Source organism: Ensifer sp. R1-3, assembly GCF_056739175.1.
This window is the reverse complement of record NZ_CP096518.1, coordinates 59,296-75,885: the sequence shown is the minus strand read 5'-3', so window position 1 is coordinate 75,885 and position 16,590 is coordinate 59,296. Positions and strand designations below refer to the sequence as shown.

The following is a 16,590-nucleotide window of genomic DNA, read 5'->3' as shown; positions in this document are numbered from 1 at the left end:
CCAACGAAAGGAATGATCATCATGCTTCGTAAAACGCTCGCCTCGCTTATTGTTTCGGTGGCACTGACAACACCTGCATTCGCTGCCGATTACAGCATCGATCCCACGCACACTCATGTCGCCTTCAAGGTCGATCATCTCGGATTCTCAAAGGTGTTGGGCTACTTCGCGGACGTGTCAGGCACGCTTAGTTTTGACCCCGCGAAAATCGATGCATCAAAGCTTGAGGTCACCATCAAGGCTGACAGCCTGAACACGCTCTTTGCCCAGCGCGATACGGATGTGAAAGGCGCAGACTGGCTGAGCACCGCAGAATTCGACACGATCACCTATGTCGGCAAGAAGTTCACCAAATCTGACGACACGCATGGGACCATCGAAGGCGATCTTACGCTGCACGGCGTGACGAAGCCTGTCACGCTCAATGTGACTTTGAACAAGAGCGGCGAGCATCCGATGACCAAGGGTCAGGCAGTTGGTTTTGACGCCACGGCTACCCTCAAGCGCTCGGACTTTGGCGTCAAGACCTACATTCCGTACATCGGCGACGACATCAACATTGAGATTTCGCTTGAGGCGCAAGCCGCAAAATAGGGCGATATCGCGCATCGACCGTGATGGCTTTGCTCGGGGGGGCCGTCGCGTTGCAGGCACGGCGAGCCCGCCCCGGCGCGTTGGATCGGGCCGGGCAAGACATAGACGTGGGAGGAGGCGCCCGCGAATGGCTGTTTCCGGCAATTCAAATGAGCTACGGAGGAAAGCAAATGGGTACATATGTGCTAGTTCACGGTGCTTGGCACACCGGCGAACATCTGGAGATTGTCGCAGATTTGATGCGGGCGGAGGGCCATTTGGTTCATACGCCTACGCTTGCAGGCAATCGGCCTGGCGAAACCAAGGATGTCGGTCTCTCTGAGGCGATCGACTCTCTTGTTGATTACGTCATCGCTACTGAAATCGAAGATATGATTCTTGTTGGGCATTCCTACGGAGGGATGGTCATCGCCGGCGCGGCAGCAAAGTTGGGGGCGAGGATCCGGCGGCTTGTGTTTTGGAATGCCTTTGTCCCTAACAATGGCGAGAGTCTGTTGGATCTCGTGCCCGCTCACTACAAGACTGACTTTGGTCGGATGGCAATTGAGAGCCCTGACCGAACTGTGATGGTAAGTGCATCCGTCTGGCGGGAAGTGTTCTTTAACGACGGAACTGCGGCGCAAGCAGAAGTCATCGCGGCGACTCTCAATCCGCAGCCGTACCGAACGTTCGAAGAGCCAATAGAGCTGTCACTAAACCCCGCAGAAATGCCAGTCGCGAAATCCTATCTCAACTTCACGGACGATACGGCGATGCCCCATACTCTACCTTGGCATCCCCGCCTATCGAGCAAACTCGGTCTGTTCAGACTGGTTCAAGCACCTGGTGGGCATGAGGTTATGTTCACAAATCCGAAGCTGGCTGCTTCGAAGATCATCGAAGCCGGGCGCGACTAGCGTGGCCTATCGAGCCAACGTCGCCCCTACGTGCAGCAACGGCCGGCAAATGCCCTCGAGTGCCAACACACTCATGTCAACAACAGCAAAGTTCCTGCACCCGCAACCTTCGTCCTCCGAAAGCCGCAGAGGTAGAAATGACCAAGCTAAAAGCGTTCGCAGTTCTCGCAGGGCTAAGTTTCGGAAGTCCCGGTTCTGCACAGGAAATGCCCCTTCCGCCGACGCGTATCCAGGCAACGGTGCAAGCCATCGTCAACGAGCATATCGATGCGTTAAATCAATGCGATTGGGATCGCATTATGGCGCAATTTCCCGATGACGTGATCTTCATGATGCCCAACGGAGCGACCGTTCAGGGGCGGCAACGTATTGGTGAATTGTTCGCCCGCTTCTGCGAGAGTCGATCCGAGGGGGGATTCAAAGGAGCGAAGCTCATTCCGGAAGCAACGGTCGAGGTCGGAAATACGGTGAACGTCAGCTGGCGCATCGAAGCTGATTACCTAGCCGCACCCTATCGCGGCGCAGACGCCTATGTGACGAGGGATGGGCTATTGGCGGTGCAAGTTACCACATTTGATCCGAACGAAATGAAGTTCCGCTGAAGCTTCGTCGACCACTATATTGTTCAAGAGAAGTCCCATGTCTCATCTGTTCCAGCCTTTCCGTCTTAAGGGCGTCAACCTTCGCAATCGTATAGGTGTCCCGCCCATGTGCATGTATATGGCCGAAGACGGTTTAGTTACTGATCGGCATCGCGTTCACTATGCGTCGCTGGCTCGTGGCGGAGCGGGCCTTGTCACATTAGAGGCGACAGCCGTGTCGCCTGAGGGACGGATCACAGATGGTTGTTTGGGTTTGTGGAATGATATTCAGGCCGAGGCCCTAGCGTCCGTCGCACATGCCGTTCGTGGCGAGGGTGCAGTACCGGGGATCCAGCTGGCTCATGCTGGCCGAAAGGCGAGCGCGCGAAAGCCGTGGAATGGGGATAATCATATCCCTGACGGTGATCCGTCGGGATGGATGCCGATCTCCCCATCTGCGATTCCGTTCGGTGCGCATCTTGGCCGCGTTCCAAGGCCGATGGACAGCAACGATATCTCGCGTGTGCAACTCGCTTTTACCCATGCTGCATCGCGCGCGAGGCAAGCTGGCTTCGAATGGCTTGAGCTGCATTTCGGCCATGGCTATTTGGGACAGAGCTTCCTCTCCCCCTACGCAAATCAACGCGATGACGCGTGGGGCGGCAGCCTGGAGAACCGTAGTCGTTTTCTGCTCGACACGTTACGCGCAGTGCGCAGGGTTTGGCCAGAGAGCTTGCCATTGACAGCGCGATTGGGGGTTGTGGAGTACGACGGTCGCGATGAACAGACCCTGACGGAAGCGATAGGCCTGGGGCACGTCATGAAGGCAGAGGGCCTGGACCTATTGAGCGTGAGCCTTGGCTTTTCGACACCGAACGCCGATATTCCGTGGGGGACTCCGGCCTTCCTGGCTCCTATCGCGGAGCGCGTGCGTCAAGAGGTGCAGATTCCAGTTTCTTCAGCCTGGGGCTTCGAACAGCCTCAAATTGCGGAAGAAGCAATAGCTCGGGGGCAGATTGACCTGGCGCTTATCGGGCGGTCGCATCTAGCGAACCCGCATTGGAGCTATTGGGCAGCCAAAAAGCTTGGGGTGGCCGGCCCCGCATCATTGTTGCCCACCCACTACGCCCACTGGCTGGAACGATACGAGCCGGCCGCCTTCGGGAACTAAACGGAAGTGTGGCAGCACCGACCCGTAAAAGCGGACGTAACAGCATCACCCGGAGGTCTGGCCTTCTCGACTTCTGAAGCCTGATCGAAGCGCGATGGGCTGCAATGACGACGATGGAAAAGACTGACAAGGCGAGCAGTTTCCGAAGAGCCCGGCCGTGCCTTGGGCGAGGCCGCACCGAAGGTCACAAAGTTGCCGTCACGCGAGCCGTAAAAGTCCTTGCATCGCCAGGAATTCCGGGCGTGTCCCCATATCCACCATTCAGATTCATCAAAGTGGGTGTCTTCATTGTCGTGTAGCTTCTCGTTGTCCGCAGCGGGGCATGCCTAAGGGCTGCGCTTTCCTGTAGGCGCCAAGCGCCGGCGGGAATCGAGAGTGCACCGCCATCAATGGGTCAAGTGTCGGATTGAATAAACGCATGTTATCCGCAGCTGGCAGGCCTATGAGAGCAGGCGTGGCGGGATTGTAGAGCGTGTCGCTACTCTCTTGATCCTGAACGCGGCATTGAGAGGGGCTTCTGCGGAAATATATCTGTCGGGCGGTCCTTTCAGACTGTGAAAAGGACGATCCCGTTGCATGCTCGTTCTCGCAGAGATGCAGATGGTCCTTCGACGTAAAAACCCGAAAACTGGCGCGATCTCGAGCAGATCACGGAGGGCGAAGCTTAAGCGGTTGAATGTAAATGCTAATATCAATTAAACGTGACGCTGTTTGATCGCTGGATCGCTTCCGAAATCCCGAGCCTCGCTGGTGGATTTCGTCCCAGACCGTTGTCATTGAGTGTTCAGAGCCCGCCAGATATCAAGGAGAAGTGCTTTGAAGATCACACGTAGACAGTTGGGAGCAGTAGCGGCGGCGAGCGCAGCCTCGGCCCTTTTCGGCGGGCGCGCGAGTTCCCAAAGCGGCGAGGGAGTGCCTGTCCACGCTGACACCATTCTCGTCAACGGACGTTTTACGACCCTCGATCGCTCCAACCCAAACCCTGAAGCAGTCGCTATCCAGGCCGGAAAGTTTGTGGCGGTCGGATCCGAACAGGAAGCGCGGGGTCTGGCTGGACCGAATACCACCGTGATTGACCTTGCGGGCAGGCGGGCCATACCCGGTTTGATCGACAGCCATATGCACATCATTCGCGGCGGGCTGAATTACAACATGGAGCTCCGCTGGGACGGCGTGAGATCGCTATCGCATGCGTTGGCAATGCTCAAAGAACAGGTCGATCGTACTCCAGCTCCACAATGGGTGCGGGTCGTCGGCGGATTCACGACACATCAGTTCGAAGAAAATCGCCTTCCAACGATCGAGGAGCTCAACGCCATCGCCCCCGATACGCCGGTGTTCATTCTTCATCTTTACGACCGCGCTATCTTGAACGCCGCGGCTCTACGCGTGGTGGGTTACACGAGGGACACACCCAACCCCCCTGGGGGAGAAATCGTCCGCGACGCGAAGGGCAACCCGACGGGTCTGCTGCTTGCTCGTCCAAATGCCACGATTCTTTATGCAACGCTCGCAAAGGGACCCAAGCTTCCACCAGACTACCAGAAAAACTCGACCCGGCATTTTATGCGCGAAGTCAACCGCCTTGGGATCACCGGCGTGATCGATGCGGGAGGTGGTTTCCAAAACTATCCCGACGACTATCAGATTGTCGAAGAGCTCCATAAGGAAGGACTAGTGACCGTTCGCTTAGCCTATAACCTGTTCACGCAGAAGCCGAAGGAGGAGCTGGCAGATTTTACGGCGTGGTCGAAGCAGGTCAAGCCGGGCCAAGGGGACGACCTCTACCGTCATAACGGCGCCGGCGAGATGTTGGTTTACTCAGCTGCGGACTTCGAGGATTTTCAGTTTGAACGACCTGACATGCCGCCGAGCATGGAAGCCGACCTTGAGCCGGTCGTGCGTCTCCTCGCCGAGAACCGCTGGCCATGGCGCTTGCACGCAACATACAACGAGACGATCTCACGGGCCCTGGACGTATTCGAAAAGGTTAACCGTGACATTCCGTTCGAGGGCCTCCATTGGCTTTTCGATCATGCGGAAACGGTTTCGGATCGAAATATTGATCGTATCGCCGAACTCGGCGGGGGGATCGCCGTTCAGCATCGCATGGCGTACCAGGGGGAAGATTTCGTAGCGCGTTACGGCGCGAAGGCGGCCGAAACCTCGCCCCCGATCCGTCGGATGCTTGACAAGGGCGTAAAGGTGGGCGCCGGAACGGACGCAACCAGGGTGGCTTCCTACAACCCTTGGGTTTCACTTGGCTGGCTCGTGACTGGCAAGACCGTTGGCGGCTTGTCGCTTTATCCGGCCAGCAACAGGCTGGACCGCGAAACCGCCCTCCGGCTGTGGACCGTCGACAATACCTGGTTCTCCACGGAGGAGGGAAAGAAAGGCGAAATCAAGGTCGGGCAACTTGCCGATCTGGCCGTTCTTTCTGACGACTATTTTTCGGTAGCGGATGACAAGATCCAGGACATTACGGCCGTCCTTACCCTCTTGGGCGGCAAAGTTGTTCACGGTGCAGGCGAATTCGGTGGGCTGGCGCCCCCGATCCCTCCGGCGATGCCGGATTGGTCGCCGGTCCGAAAGTTTGGCGGCTATCAAGAGAGGGCGCAGGCATCCTCGCTCGGGACGAAATACGCTTCACTGGCCGCTGCTTGCGGATGTGCGAGCCCTTGCGGGATTCATGCTCATAACCACGCAGGACCATACGGGGCTCAGGCTCCAGCAGCCGACGAAGCAACTTTTTGGGGCGCTTTCGGGTGTTCGTGCTGGGCAATTTGATCCGCGGCAGACAATCTGGAGCACAAGGAGTGCCTGCCTATTGTCGAGTTTATCTCTCCTTACTGTCTTCTGGCACGGTATTTACATGCCTGAAGTAAACAGTACGCTGGATTTTGGGGCTTGGTATGTCTGCGAGATGTCGGGCCGGTTTCGGCCCCAGCGCGACGCCGCCGGTGTCTGGGTCTTTTTCGAAATGCCGGGCGACAACTAAAAAGGAGCGAAAGATGAAATTTTCCCGTGAACAGCGCGTCATGTGGTTGTCCCAGGTTCGGAGCATCCCGTTCAGGCAGCGCGTGGAATTGACAAGCAAAGCTGGCTTTGGCTGGCTTAGCACATCACCTGTGGACTTCGATCAGACCGTTGCCTCGGGTCTGACCGCCAAGGACCAACGGCAGATCGCCGCGGATAATGGCGTGAAACTGAGCTATCTCGATCCGCTGACGAGTTGGGTTCCTGATTGGACGCCGGTGAATGAGGATCCAGACATTCTTCCCTACCTGGAACGGTCGCCTGAATCGTTTCTGCGGGTCGCGGAAGAGCTCCAGGTCGACAAGATCCATCTGATCGGCACGTTTCCAAAAGGCCGCTACAGCATCGACGAACTCACGCAACACTTCGGCGCGATGGCTGACCGGGCGGGGAAGGAAGGACTGCGCGTTACGCTGGAGGCTATGCCGCTCTGGGGCTTCGCAACGTTTGAGGAAGCGTGGCAGGTTGTTAGGGGAGCCGGCCGCTCGAACACCGGCATCATCTTCGACACCTGGCATTATGTCCGCGGTGGTCGTAACGATGAACTGCTGTCTCAGATTCCGGCCAGCGCGATCGACACGGTACAGATCGCCGATGGTTCGCTCGTATGCCCGCCCGGCCGCTCGATGGCTCGCGATTGCCTCTTTCATCGCGTGCCGATCGGGGAAGGAGAGATCCCGAACAGCGAAATCCTGGCGCTCCTTGCCAAGAACAATCTGATCCCAAGTGTCGGCCCGGAAATCTTCTCCAGCGCGCTGGATAGCCTACCTCCCGAAGAGATCATCGCACGCGTCATGCCAGGCTTCGAAAAGGTCATTGACGCAATCTGACCGAACTCGGGTGTCTGCAGGCGAGGGTAGATTCCCTCGCCTGGGAAACTTGCAATGCTCAATCAATCATGTGCATCGGGAGAATGCATGGCCGGGCTATTCCGGCTTCCATACAACGACGTCTTCTTTTCGAAGCTTTCGATCATTCAGGACTCACCGTGAAAAAATCGTATCGTCATGGCGCCCATGACGCGTGCGCGACGACCCAACCTGATACCGGACACCCTGACTGCTGAGTATTATCGTGAACGCGCGGCGCCGGGTTGATCGTCAGTGAGATGACTCCAGTCTGACAAGAGGCGACTGGCTAGATGGCCGTTACTGGGATCTGCTCGGCCGCACAAGTCAACGGTTGGCGTTCGGTTTCCCCGAGATACCTCTAGAAGCGAAACATATTCCCTCATGGCGAGAATATCGCGCCGCTTCGGTGTGTTAAATGAAAGGGGCGGCGAGCGCTGCGAATAGAATGCCGACGTGTTACCATAGGAAGAATTGGAGGCCTGACTTGCTAAGTATATCCAATAGGGAGCCCTCGACCTCAGACCGCGATCTCGGCAGTTGGCTGACATCCGTTCGTGCAGAGCTGGGCTATAGTATCGAAGCGATGTCTGTCTTGACGGGGCTGACAACTACCGAAATCGATGATGTGGAACACGGGGCGGAGGTCCACGTCGCGACCGCCGCAAGGCTGCGTGAGGCGTTGCACAAGCTAAGGCGCTAGGTTAGCGCCAAGCGTGTCCTGACTGCAGAACGACTAACCGACGTGGGACGACTTCGCCCTGAAAACACGCGATCTGCCCGACCCAAGCGGGCCAACTGGTGGTAAAAACGCTTTGGCTGTCTGTTTAATCCCTATATGCGCTCACGGCCAAGTCCTGCCAAAACTACGCCGCGGGGGTGAAGGTCGGAGACTTGATGAAAGGTGGGGCTGTCGAGGAGGTTAGCCGCGCGCGCCCACCACTTGCGAGTTTTCCGTGCGGCTTCGCGCGTTGCGTAACGGGTTGCCAGCCGAAATGCATGGCTAATCTCAATAGTGCGCGATCAAAAGTAGAAGCGCTTGGCTACCCTTCCAGTCTGAAGCGACGCACTCCAGCCAAAAAAATGGCGAGACTGCACCTGCCGCCGGAGGGTGCTGCCTCGCCGAGCGCCTGGGAGGACGCGACCTAGAGAGTTTTCAAGACGAACTCGAATAAGCGTTGCTCATTCCTTCTCCCTGAAACGACGGAAGTGACGCCGCTGAAGGTCATCCCCTCCAAAAACCCTCAAATATTCGCGGCGGTAAAACCTTATTGAACTACACCCTTTTTGAAGAAAGCGACGAGCGATTTCATCCATCTGCTAGCGCCCTCTCGACCGCATGCTTTATTCCTCCGGCCGGTTATTCGGTCGGAACGCTACACCGTCTTTCCGAGAGAGGCTTCGAGCTCTGCGAGCTCTTGCCCGCCCGCCATCAGGCTCTGAAGCTCCTCGGAGGAGATATGGCCACGATCGGCAGTGCCGAGGGTCTTGCCGCGATTGAGGACGGTAAATCGATCGCCGACAGCAAGAGCATGTCGGACATTGTGGGTGATGAATACCACCCCGACCCCTTTCTTCCGTACCCGGTCGATGGTCGACAGGACATTGGCCGTCTGACGCACGCCCAGGGCAGATGTCGGCTCGTCGAGGATGAGAACCTTGGCACCGAAATATACGGCTCGAGCGATTGCTACCGTCTGACGTTCACCGCCCGATAGCGTCCCGACGGCCTGTCCGGGCTCACGCAGGTTGATGCCCATTTCTCGCATCTGTTCGAACGTGATTGCATCGGCCTTCTTGAAGTCGATCCGTTTGAACGGGCCAAAGCCGGTTTCGGGTTCGCGGCCGAGCCAGAAATTGCGGCTCACGCTCATCAGCGGGATCATTGCCAGGTCCTGGTAAACCGTTGCGATTCCCGCAGCCAGCGCCGCCCGGGGGCTGGTGAAGTGGACCGGCTCGCCTTCAACTTTCATCTCTCCGTGCGTGGGAGCATGTACGCCTGACATCGTCTTGATGAACGTCGATTTGCCAGCGCCATTGTCGCCGAGCAGGCAATGACACTCGCCTGCCTTGACATCGAAGGACACGCCCGACAGTGCGATAATGTGACCGAAGTGCTTCTGGATATCGGTCATTTCAAGAATTGGAACGGACATCATCGCTCTCCGGTGATCGCGCGGCGGATGTAAGTGTTAGCGATAACGGCGGCGAGGAGGATCGATCCGAGGAATACCCGGAACAGGGAACTCTCAACATTGGTGAAGAACAGACCCTGCTGGACGACGCCGAAGATGACGGCCCCTAGCGCAGCGCCAACAACGGAGCCATATCCGCCTGTTAACAACGCACCCCCAATGACCACGCAAATGATTGCCTCGAATTCTTTCATCAGGCCCCGGTCGGACGCGGCCGAGCCGAACTCGACCGCCTGGGAGATCCCTAGGAGAGTGGCGCACAGGGCAGCAGCTATGAACATTGCCACCTTCACGCGGGCGACAGGTACGCCGATATACCGAGCAGCCTGAGGGTCGCCGCCGGCTGCATAGATCCAGTTACCGAACTTAGTCCTGGTGAGCACCCACTGGCCCACGATCACCATGACGATAGCCCAAATGATCAACATGGGGATGCCGTCAACGATCGGCTGTCCCATTCGGGTGCCGCGGGTATAGGTCGCAATCCACCCCTGCTGGCCGAGCCATGAGAACAGCCCTCCGAGCGCCTTGCCGCCAAAGAGCCAGGCGATGGGATCGCCAACCGAGATATCGGCAATTCCTGACACCACCGGCTGCCTGTTGAAGGTGATAGCGCTCCAGATCGTCATACCGCGCAAGATGAACATGAAGGCAAGCGTGACGATGAACGATGGCAGGCCGGTGCGAATGACCAGCAGGCCATTGATCGCCCCGATCAGACCGCAAGCCAGTACCGTGACGCCGATGGCTGCCCACGCAGGCAAGCCAACGTAGACAGCCAGCAGACCGAACATCATGCCGGAGAAGCCTACCATAGAACCGAGCGAAAGATCGAACTCGCCGGTAATCATCAGTAGCGAGACACCAACAGCGAGGACGACGAACTGAGCCGAAACGGTGCTCCAGTTCATGATCCCGTCCAGGGCAAACATCTGTGTGTTGCCGGCAAGGATGAGGAAGAATGCGAATACCGCAACGGTGCCGCCCATCGCCCCAAGCTCGGGGCGGACGAGCGCCCGTCGGAGAGTTGACGTGTGTTTAACGCGCTCGTCAGCGCTGATTGTCGTGCTCATTGCGATCACCTGAAACTGTCGTAAGGGCCAAACGGAAGCGGCGATCGCCGCTTCCGTCCGGGAGGTCGTCCGCTTACCGGTATTTGCCGGCAAGCGACTCGACGAGAGCCAGATTGTCCTTCGTCACGAAGCCGGGTCCGGACAACACCGAGTTCGCCTGCAGGACGCCGTAGCGAAGGTCGTTGGTGAGGGTGATCACCGGCAGATAGCCCTGAAGGAACGGCTGCTGGTCGATGGCGAAGTTGATGACGCCATCCTTGATCGCCTGCGAGATCTCCGGCGTGAGGTCGAAGGTAGCGAAGAAGATCGTGCCGGCCAAACCGGTATCCTTGAGCGCCTTGATCGTAGGCAGGGCGGTCATCGGACCAAGCGTCAGAACGGCGCCCGTATCCGCATGGTTGGAAAGATACGCCTTTACGCGGTTGGCGATTTCGGTCGCGTCAGTGCCCGAGTCGATCATCTGATCGCCGAGCGGCACACCCAGGCCAGCCGCAAAGCCCTCGCAACGCTGCTGACCTGCGACGTTGGGGAATAGGCTGTTGACGCAGAGGAACGACGTGATGCCCGCAGCCTTCGCGCGCTCACCGGCTCCCTTGCCGGCGTCGAATTCAGGCTGTCCGACATGAAGCAGGGCGCCGAGCTTCTTGGATTCTTCTGCCGTACCGGTGTTCATCGTGACGACAGGGATTCCCTTGGCAACTGCGTCTTCGATGGCGCCACCGACCGTCTCGACATCAGGAATAGTGACGATGATCCCGTCAGGTTTCTCGGCGGCGGTCTGCTGGATGATCCGCACCATGTCGGCCAGGTCGCCGGTCGGCGGGTTGCGGAAGGTCACGGTCGCGCCGACTTCTTTGGCTGCCAGGCTGGCACCGTTCTTCACGGTGTTCCAGAACGTCTCGCTGTCGGGCGAGTGATGGATGAGAACGTATTTCTCCCCATCCGCCAGGGCAGTTCCGACGAAGCTTAGAGTGGCCGAGACAGCCAAACCGGCAAGCAATGCCGCCTTCAATACACGATTTTTCATAGGTTCCTCCTCATGGTGACCGAGAGCGGTCTGCTTGGCGGCTGGCCGGGTGCGGCTGCATCACCGTCTTCTTCCCTCCACCCCCCTGGCCAATGTTATGCATTTCTATCCCGTCGCGATGAACCGGGGGCAGAACAAAACAGTATTGCAGGGGCTGCAAAAATCAGACGGAGATTGAACCGGTGTTCGTGACACCGGCGGGACTTTCGTGCGAACGCCAACAGTCCCGACTCCAAGTCAGAAGAGCCAAACCTGATATTGCCAAAGGAAAAGTAGGCCGCCGCGCCATGCCGTGGCGGGTTCAGAACGCGGAGATCACGTTGTCGCGCTGACAGGACATAGAAGTCGGTAGCAACTTAACCACTTCGATCGCGCTGTTTTGTGATTTCGGAGAGCATCTAATCGATGCCGGTATCTCTTGCTTGCCGAGGTAATATTAGCGAAGCCAGGAGGATTTTTTCGCGGATGCATTCTTGATACAACTGACAAAAGGCAGCGACCGTGAAAGCTGTGTTGCGCTCCGCGTAAAAAGCACACGCCGTCAACTCATCCAGACGCTCTCGAAGTCATGGGTACGAAAATGCTCGACCAGAAAATCAAGAAACAGCCTCGTGCGGGCAGGAAGAAAAGCCTTCGTTGGAAAGGCCGCATTCATCGTCAGCACTGGTAGCTGCCAGTCATCCAAAACCCGAACGAGACGCCCAGCCTCAAGATCTTTCTGAATTATATAAGTTGGCTGCGCCAGTATCCCAAGACCCTTCAGGGCTGCGTCGCGGATGAGTTGTCCGTCGTTTGCGTTGATGATACCGTCGATTTCTACTTTTACAGACTCTTCATTTTTCCTGAAGTGCAGTTCGTTCCAGTTATCCGCGAGTGTGTATAGTATAAGGTCGTGTTCCTTGAGGTCGTGGGGATGCTGTGGGATCCCTCTCTCCTGGAGATATTCAGGAGAGGCTGCCAACAATCGGCGACACCTGGCCAGCCTGCGGATGGTGATGGAACTGTCGGCCTCCACCCGTCTCAATCGGATGGCCAGATCCAGGCCGTTTTCGATGATGTCATAGTACCGGTTTGATGCGACGATCTCAACCAAGACACTTGGGTATCGCTTCCGGAACAATTCCACCACGGGCATCAGTTGAAGTAATGAAAAAGACAGGGACGCCCCGATGCGCAGCCGGCCGGTAGGAGCGTGCGCTCGCGATGCTACGCCTGCTTCGGCTTCATCCCAACTGGCCATCAATTCCTTGGCATTGGCGAAAAACTGTTCACCTTCGCTCGTCAGGCTCAGTTTCCGCGTCGAGCGCTGCACCAAACGGATACCGAGCCTTTGTTCGAGAGCCATAAGGCTTCTGCTCACGCTCGAGACCGAAACCCCGAGAACCTCTGCAGCCCGGGTCATGCTGAGTTCTGTTGCTACGGTCACAAAAACCTCGATCTCAGCCCAACGGTCGACTTTGCTCCTGGCGCTCACTTTTTGCCTCCGGTGAAAAAGACTTTTGGCAAATCTACAGTTCATCGCGCCAAGAGCAAATGCGAACATGCGTCGGGCTAAAGGCATTTCGAATGCAGGAAGAGATGGACCGAACTATGGATATGCGAAGTGATGCTCGGGTGAAGCACATCGTAATGTGGAACCTTCTCGCCGATGCCGATGGAAAAAAAACCGCTTCCATTGACGCAGTGAAAACAAAGTTCGAAGCGCTGCGAGGCGTTGTGCCGGGCCTCCTGCACGTCGAAGTGGGCGTCGATGTCAGCCGCGTTGACTATGCTTGCGACGTTGTGCTGTACACGGAATTTGAGAACGCCGAGGCGCTCGCTGGCTATGCAGAACACCCGGCCCATCTGAAAATCCGTGATGAACTCCAGGGGGTTCGGATTCAGCGCTATCAGGTTGATTACACATCGGACGCCGGGAAGTGACAGCACATTGTCGTTCATGTGCCTGCAAGACTGTGCCGCCAAATACCTTGAGACGGGAAGCTTAAAGACCATAATTTTCGGAGCGCTTCTGGCTCGCGACAGGGCCGCAATGATCGGATCAGTGGTTGTCTTCGTTGCCTCGAGGGTTGCAGTGCGCAGCTTCCAGCAAGGCTGACGGCGTCTATCAAACCCCGTACTCAGGAATTTCCATCCATTTATTCCGCCTGCGCGTCGACAACCGGGAGTAAAAGATGCTGAGCCTATTGAACAATAACGCCGCCATCGAGCACGGGATGAGCCATTTGTCATTGCCGGGGCTTGGCGCTCCGGATGAAGTCGCCAACGTTATCGTGTTTCCGGCTTCCGATCTGGCGCTTTATGGGACGTCCTCCGTCTGGGGTGTCGATGGCGGTTCTGTCCGCTCCATTGTCTGAGATGACCGCCTCAGCTTCGGCCCCCCGACTTGCGGGGGGGCTTGAATTCATCGTTGCGGTAGTCTGCGGCGCCATCGTCGCCAACCTTTACTTCGCGCAGCCTGTGGTCGGAGAAATCGGTGTGGCGCTCGGCCTGCCTCCCGAACGGGCAGGCCTGATCGTCACCCTTACGCAGCTGGGATACTGCTGCGGCTTGTTGCTGCTCGTCCCTCTCGGAGACATCCTCGAGAACCGTCGGCTGGCGCTTTCGGTGCTGGCGGTCGGCTTCACCGCGGCGGTGACAATGACCGTCACGAAATCGCACATCGTTTTCCTGCTGGCATCCATCGGGCTCGGCATTGGTTCGGTATCAGTGCAAATTCTCCTGCCCTACGCTGCCGCTCTTGCGGACCCGCGGCGGCAAGGCGTGGTTGTCGGGCGGGTTATGGCGGGAATCCTGACTGGCATAATGTTGTCCCGGCCCGTCTCCGCACTGATAGCCGGTGCTTTCGGATGGCGATCGGTCTTCGGGCTGGCGGCGGTCGTCTGCGTACTCGCGGGCGTTTCGCTCTCGCGGCACATGCCGCTTCGGAACCCGGATAGTAGAACAAACTATGCTGGCATCCTCCGATCGCTGTTCTCTGCGGCTATCACCAATCGGCTATTGCAGCGTCGTGCCGCCTACCAGTTCCTGATGTTCTATTCCTACACGCTCTTTTGGACCGCGCTGCCCTTGCTGCTGTTCGGGCCGACTTATGGGATTAGCCATCTGCAGGTCAGTCTGATCGCACTCGCAGGAGCGAGCGGCGCCGCCATGTCTCCCGTTGCCGGCAAGATTGCCGATCGAGGATTGATCATTCCCGGTACGACAGTCGCCCTCGCAGCCGGGGTTCTGGCCTGGGTCATCGTGGCATTCGGCGCGTCCGGCGGCGCGATCGGCATAATAGTCCTGACGATAGGTGCAATTGTTCTCGACGGCGCTGTTCCGGTCTCCCTGGTGATGAGCCAGCGTGAACTTTTCTCTGCTCATCCCGATCAGCGCGCGCGTCTCAACGGGCTGTTCATGGCAGTGTTCTTTGTCGGTGGCGCACTTGGTGCGAGCATAGGTGTCTGGGCATTCGAGACCCAAGGCTGGCTTGGCGTTACGGTCGCCGGCGCTGCTGGTCCGGCTGCGGCGCTGGCGCTTCACATGATTGCCACGGCCAGACGGCCGACTTCTATTTAGGAGGAACCTTGAAATGAAAGCAGCTCGTTTCTATGCCAAGGGCGATGTGCGCGTCGAAGACATCGACAAGCCCACGGCGCTGCAACCGGACGAAGTGCTCGTTAGGAACAAATTCTGCGGCATCTGCGGCACGGACCTCCATGAGTTCGCCGATGGCCCTCATTTCATCTCGGACGTGCCGAACGCCTTTTCCGGGGCCTCCATCCCGGCGATACTGGGGCATGAATTCAGCGGGGAGATTGAAGCTGTCGGCGCAGACGTTAAACACCTGCGTCCCGGCGACCGCGTTGCGATCCAGCCTCACATGGGGCCGGCCGACGGGTATTTCGGGGTGCGCGGCCTGCACTTCCTGGGGACGCGGGGAGCCGCCACGGGCTTGACCTGGAACTGGGGTGGCTTTGCCGACTATGCGGTCATGAAAGCTTACGCCACGGTTAAGATGCCAGACGGCCTGAGCTACGAACAGGGTGCAATGGTCGAGCCTGCTGCGGTTGCGGTGACGGCTATCGACAGAAGCGGCCTGGAGCCGGGGGGAGCGATCCTGATCACCGGCGGCGGCCCAATCGGCGCCCTCACGGTCATGGCGGCACACGCCGCTGGCGCCGGCAAGATCATCGTCAGCGAACCCAACGCCGCCCGGCGCGAGCGCATCGAGAACCTTGGCTTTCCGGTCGTCACGGTGAATCCCACCGCAATTTCGCTTGGGCAGTTCGCCCGCGACAACACGTTCGAAGGGCTCGGCTTCGATGCCGCCATCGAGTGTGCAGGCAATCCTCGCGCCATAACCGATTGCATCAAGACGGTCCGCCCGCAGGCGACGGTGGTCCTTATTGGGCTCACAAATGCGAAAGTTGAGTTCTCTCCGTTCGACCTCATCACCCGCGACATCCGTGTGCAGGGGTCCCTTTGTTATCCGACGACGCTGTGGCCAAGGATCTATTCCATGATCGAGAGCGGGCGCCTGCCTGTAGAGCGCCTGGTCGACGAAACGATTTCCGTCGATAACATCGTCGAGAAGGGATTCAGGCCTCTTCTCGATCCGGCCGGCACCAAGATGAAGATCCTCGTGCAACTGAACGCGTAGACGCCGTGACGTCGGGTGTGCCGCTGTCGCTGCGGCACACTTGCCATTCCTGGCAATCACACGGTGGGTGAGGCCGCTCATGAGTCTTATCAAAACGGGTGCTGATCCGCGAGCCCTTAGACTTTCCGGGCGGGGAGCCGAGCAGCGAGACGTCCAGATCATTCTGCCTGTCTGGGCCAAATTCCACTCGCGTGGAAAGAGTTACTAGCCCTTTCATGCCAGGCGACCGTTTTGCAGCAGGCTCGTCCGACGAAACCGGTCGCTCAGCTTAGTCCTTTGATTCCAGAGCGACCAATGCCACCGGAAGAAGCGAAACGACCAGCTCAGCCTGTTCGGCCGCGAACTTCTTGCGCCACGTATAAATCTGCTGAGGTTTGAGATCGTGCCGACGCGCGACGTCGGCAATCTTTGCGCCTGCGACGGCAGGTCTCTTCCATTTTCGACAGCTTCTCGTCGTCAGACCAGTCACGTCGAGGGTCGACACGCGTCAAAATCTCCTCGGAAGTCACCAAGGCTGGCTCACC

General features: G+C 58.0%; 15 protein-coding genes and 1 pseudogene. 11 read left to right on the top strand and 5 right to left on the bottom strand.

Annotated elements, in window-relative coordinates:
- Positions 1–21 precede the first annotated feature (21 nt).
- From M1D43_RS31025 to M1D43_RS30995, 7 genes and pseudogenes are all read left to right on the top strand, one after another.
- Positions 22–594 (top strand): YceI family protein, encoded by a 573-nt coding sequence (locus tag M1D43_RS31025; protein WP_498815029.1) that lies wholly within the window; start codon positions 22–24, stop codon positions 592–594.
- 170 nt (positions 595–764) lie between these two features.
- The gene (locus tag M1D43_RS31020) at positions 765–1,490 is read left to right on the top strand and encodes an alpha/beta hydrolase (RefSeq protein WP_498815028.1); all 726 of its coding nucleotides are present in this window, start codon (positions 765–767) and stop codon (positions 1,488–1,490) included.
- Between the two features lie 137 nt (positions 1,491–1,627).
- Positions 1,628–2,092, top strand: a complete 465-nt coding sequence (locus M1D43_RS31015; RefSeq protein ID WP_498815026.1) for a nuclear transport factor 2 family protein — start codon at positions 1,628–1,630, stop codon at positions 2,090–2,092.
- Between the two features lie 37 nt (positions 2,093–2,129).
- Positions 2,130–3,242: an NADH:flavin oxidoreductase/NADH oxidase gene (locus M1D43_RS31010; RefSeq protein ID WP_498815024.1), complete on the top strand. Its 1,113-nt coding sequence runs from the start codon at positions 2,130–2,132 to the stop codon at positions 3,240–3,242.
- Positions 3,243–4,154: 912 nt separating this feature from the next.
- Complete coding sequence (locus M1D43_RS31005; protein WP_498815048.1) at positions 4,155–6,029, top strand: amidohydrolase; 1,875 nt, start codon at positions 4,155–4,157, stop codon at positions 6,027–6,029.
- A 224-nt stretch (positions 6,030–6,253) separates the two neighbouring features.
- Entirely contained in the window at positions 6,254–7,108 is an 855-nt protein-coding gene (locus M1D43_RS31000; protein ID WP_498815023.1) for a sugar phosphate isomerase/epimerase family protein, read from the top strand.
- Positions 7,109–7,285: 177 nt separating this feature from the next.
- A pseudogene (locus M1D43_RS30995) lies at positions 7,286–7,398 on the top strand (alkene reductase); the annotation flags it as partial.
- Positions 7,399–8,502: 1,104 nt separating this feature from the next.
- Here M1D43_RS30995 and M1D43_RS30990 read toward each other — a convergent pair.
- From M1D43_RS30990 to M1D43_RS30975, 4 genes are all read right to left on the bottom strand, one after another.
- Positions 8,503–9,282, bottom strand: coding sequence for an ATP-binding cassette domain-containing protein (locus M1D43_RS30990; RefSeq protein ID WP_498815022.1), 780 nt, complete (start codon positions 9,280–9,282; stop codon positions 8,503–8,505).
- Positions 9,282–10,394 (bottom strand): ABC transporter permease, encoded by a 1,113-nt coding sequence (locus M1D43_RS30985; RefSeq protein WP_498815021.1) that lies wholly within the window; start codon positions 10,392–10,394, stop codon positions 9,282–9,284. The genes M1D43_RS30990 and M1D43_RS30985 overlap by 1 nt, the downstream gene beginning before the upstream one ends.
- A gap of 73 nt (positions 10,395–10,467) precedes the next feature.
- Positions 10,468–11,421, bottom strand: a complete 954-nt coding sequence (locus M1D43_RS30980; RefSeq protein WP_498815020.1) for a sugar ABC transporter substrate-binding protein — start codon at positions 11,419–11,421, stop codon at positions 10,468–10,470.
- A gap of 541 nt (positions 11,422–11,962) precedes the next feature.
- Complete coding sequence (locus M1D43_RS30975) at positions 11,963–12,895, bottom strand: LysR family transcriptional regulator (protein ID WP_498815019.1); 933 nt, start codon at positions 12,893–12,895, stop codon at positions 11,963–11,965.
- Between the two features lie 92 nt (positions 12,896–12,987).
- On the opposite strand from M1D43_RS30975, the gene M1D43_RS30970 reads away from it, so the two are divergent.
- From M1D43_RS30970 to M1D43_RS30955, 4 genes are all read left to right on the top strand, one after another.
- The gene (locus M1D43_RS30970) at positions 12,988–13,344 is read left to right on the top strand and encodes a Dabb family protein (protein WP_498815018.1); all 357 of its coding nucleotides are present in this window, start codon (positions 12,988–12,990) and stop codon (positions 13,342–13,344) included.
- 251 nt (positions 13,345–13,595) lie between these two features.
- Positions 13,596–13,778: a hypothetical protein gene (locus M1D43_RS30965; RefSeq protein WP_498815016.1), complete on the top strand. Its 183-nt coding sequence runs from the start codon at positions 13,596–13,598 to the stop codon at positions 13,776–13,778.
- The gene (locus M1D43_RS30960) at positions 13,750–14,982 is read left to right on the top strand and encodes an MFS transporter (protein ID WP_498815015.1); all 1,233 of its coding nucleotides are present in this window, start codon (positions 13,750–13,752) and stop codon (positions 14,980–14,982) included. The genes M1D43_RS30965 and M1D43_RS30960 overlap by 29 nt, the downstream gene beginning before the upstream one ends.
- A gap of 46 nt (positions 14,983–15,028) precedes the next feature.
- Entirely contained in the window at positions 15,029–16,066 is a 1,038-nt protein-coding gene (locus tag M1D43_RS30955) for an alcohol dehydrogenase catalytic domain-containing protein (protein WP_498815014.1), read from the top strand.
- Positions 16,067–16,334: 268 nt separating this feature from the next.
- Here M1D43_RS30955 and M1D43_RS30950 read toward each other — a convergent pair whose 3' ends face one another.
- Entirely contained in the window at positions 16,335–16,550 is a 216-nt protein-coding gene (locus M1D43_RS30950) for a transposase (protein ID WP_498815013.1), read from the bottom strand.
- Positions 16,551–16,590: the final 40 nt, after the last annotated feature.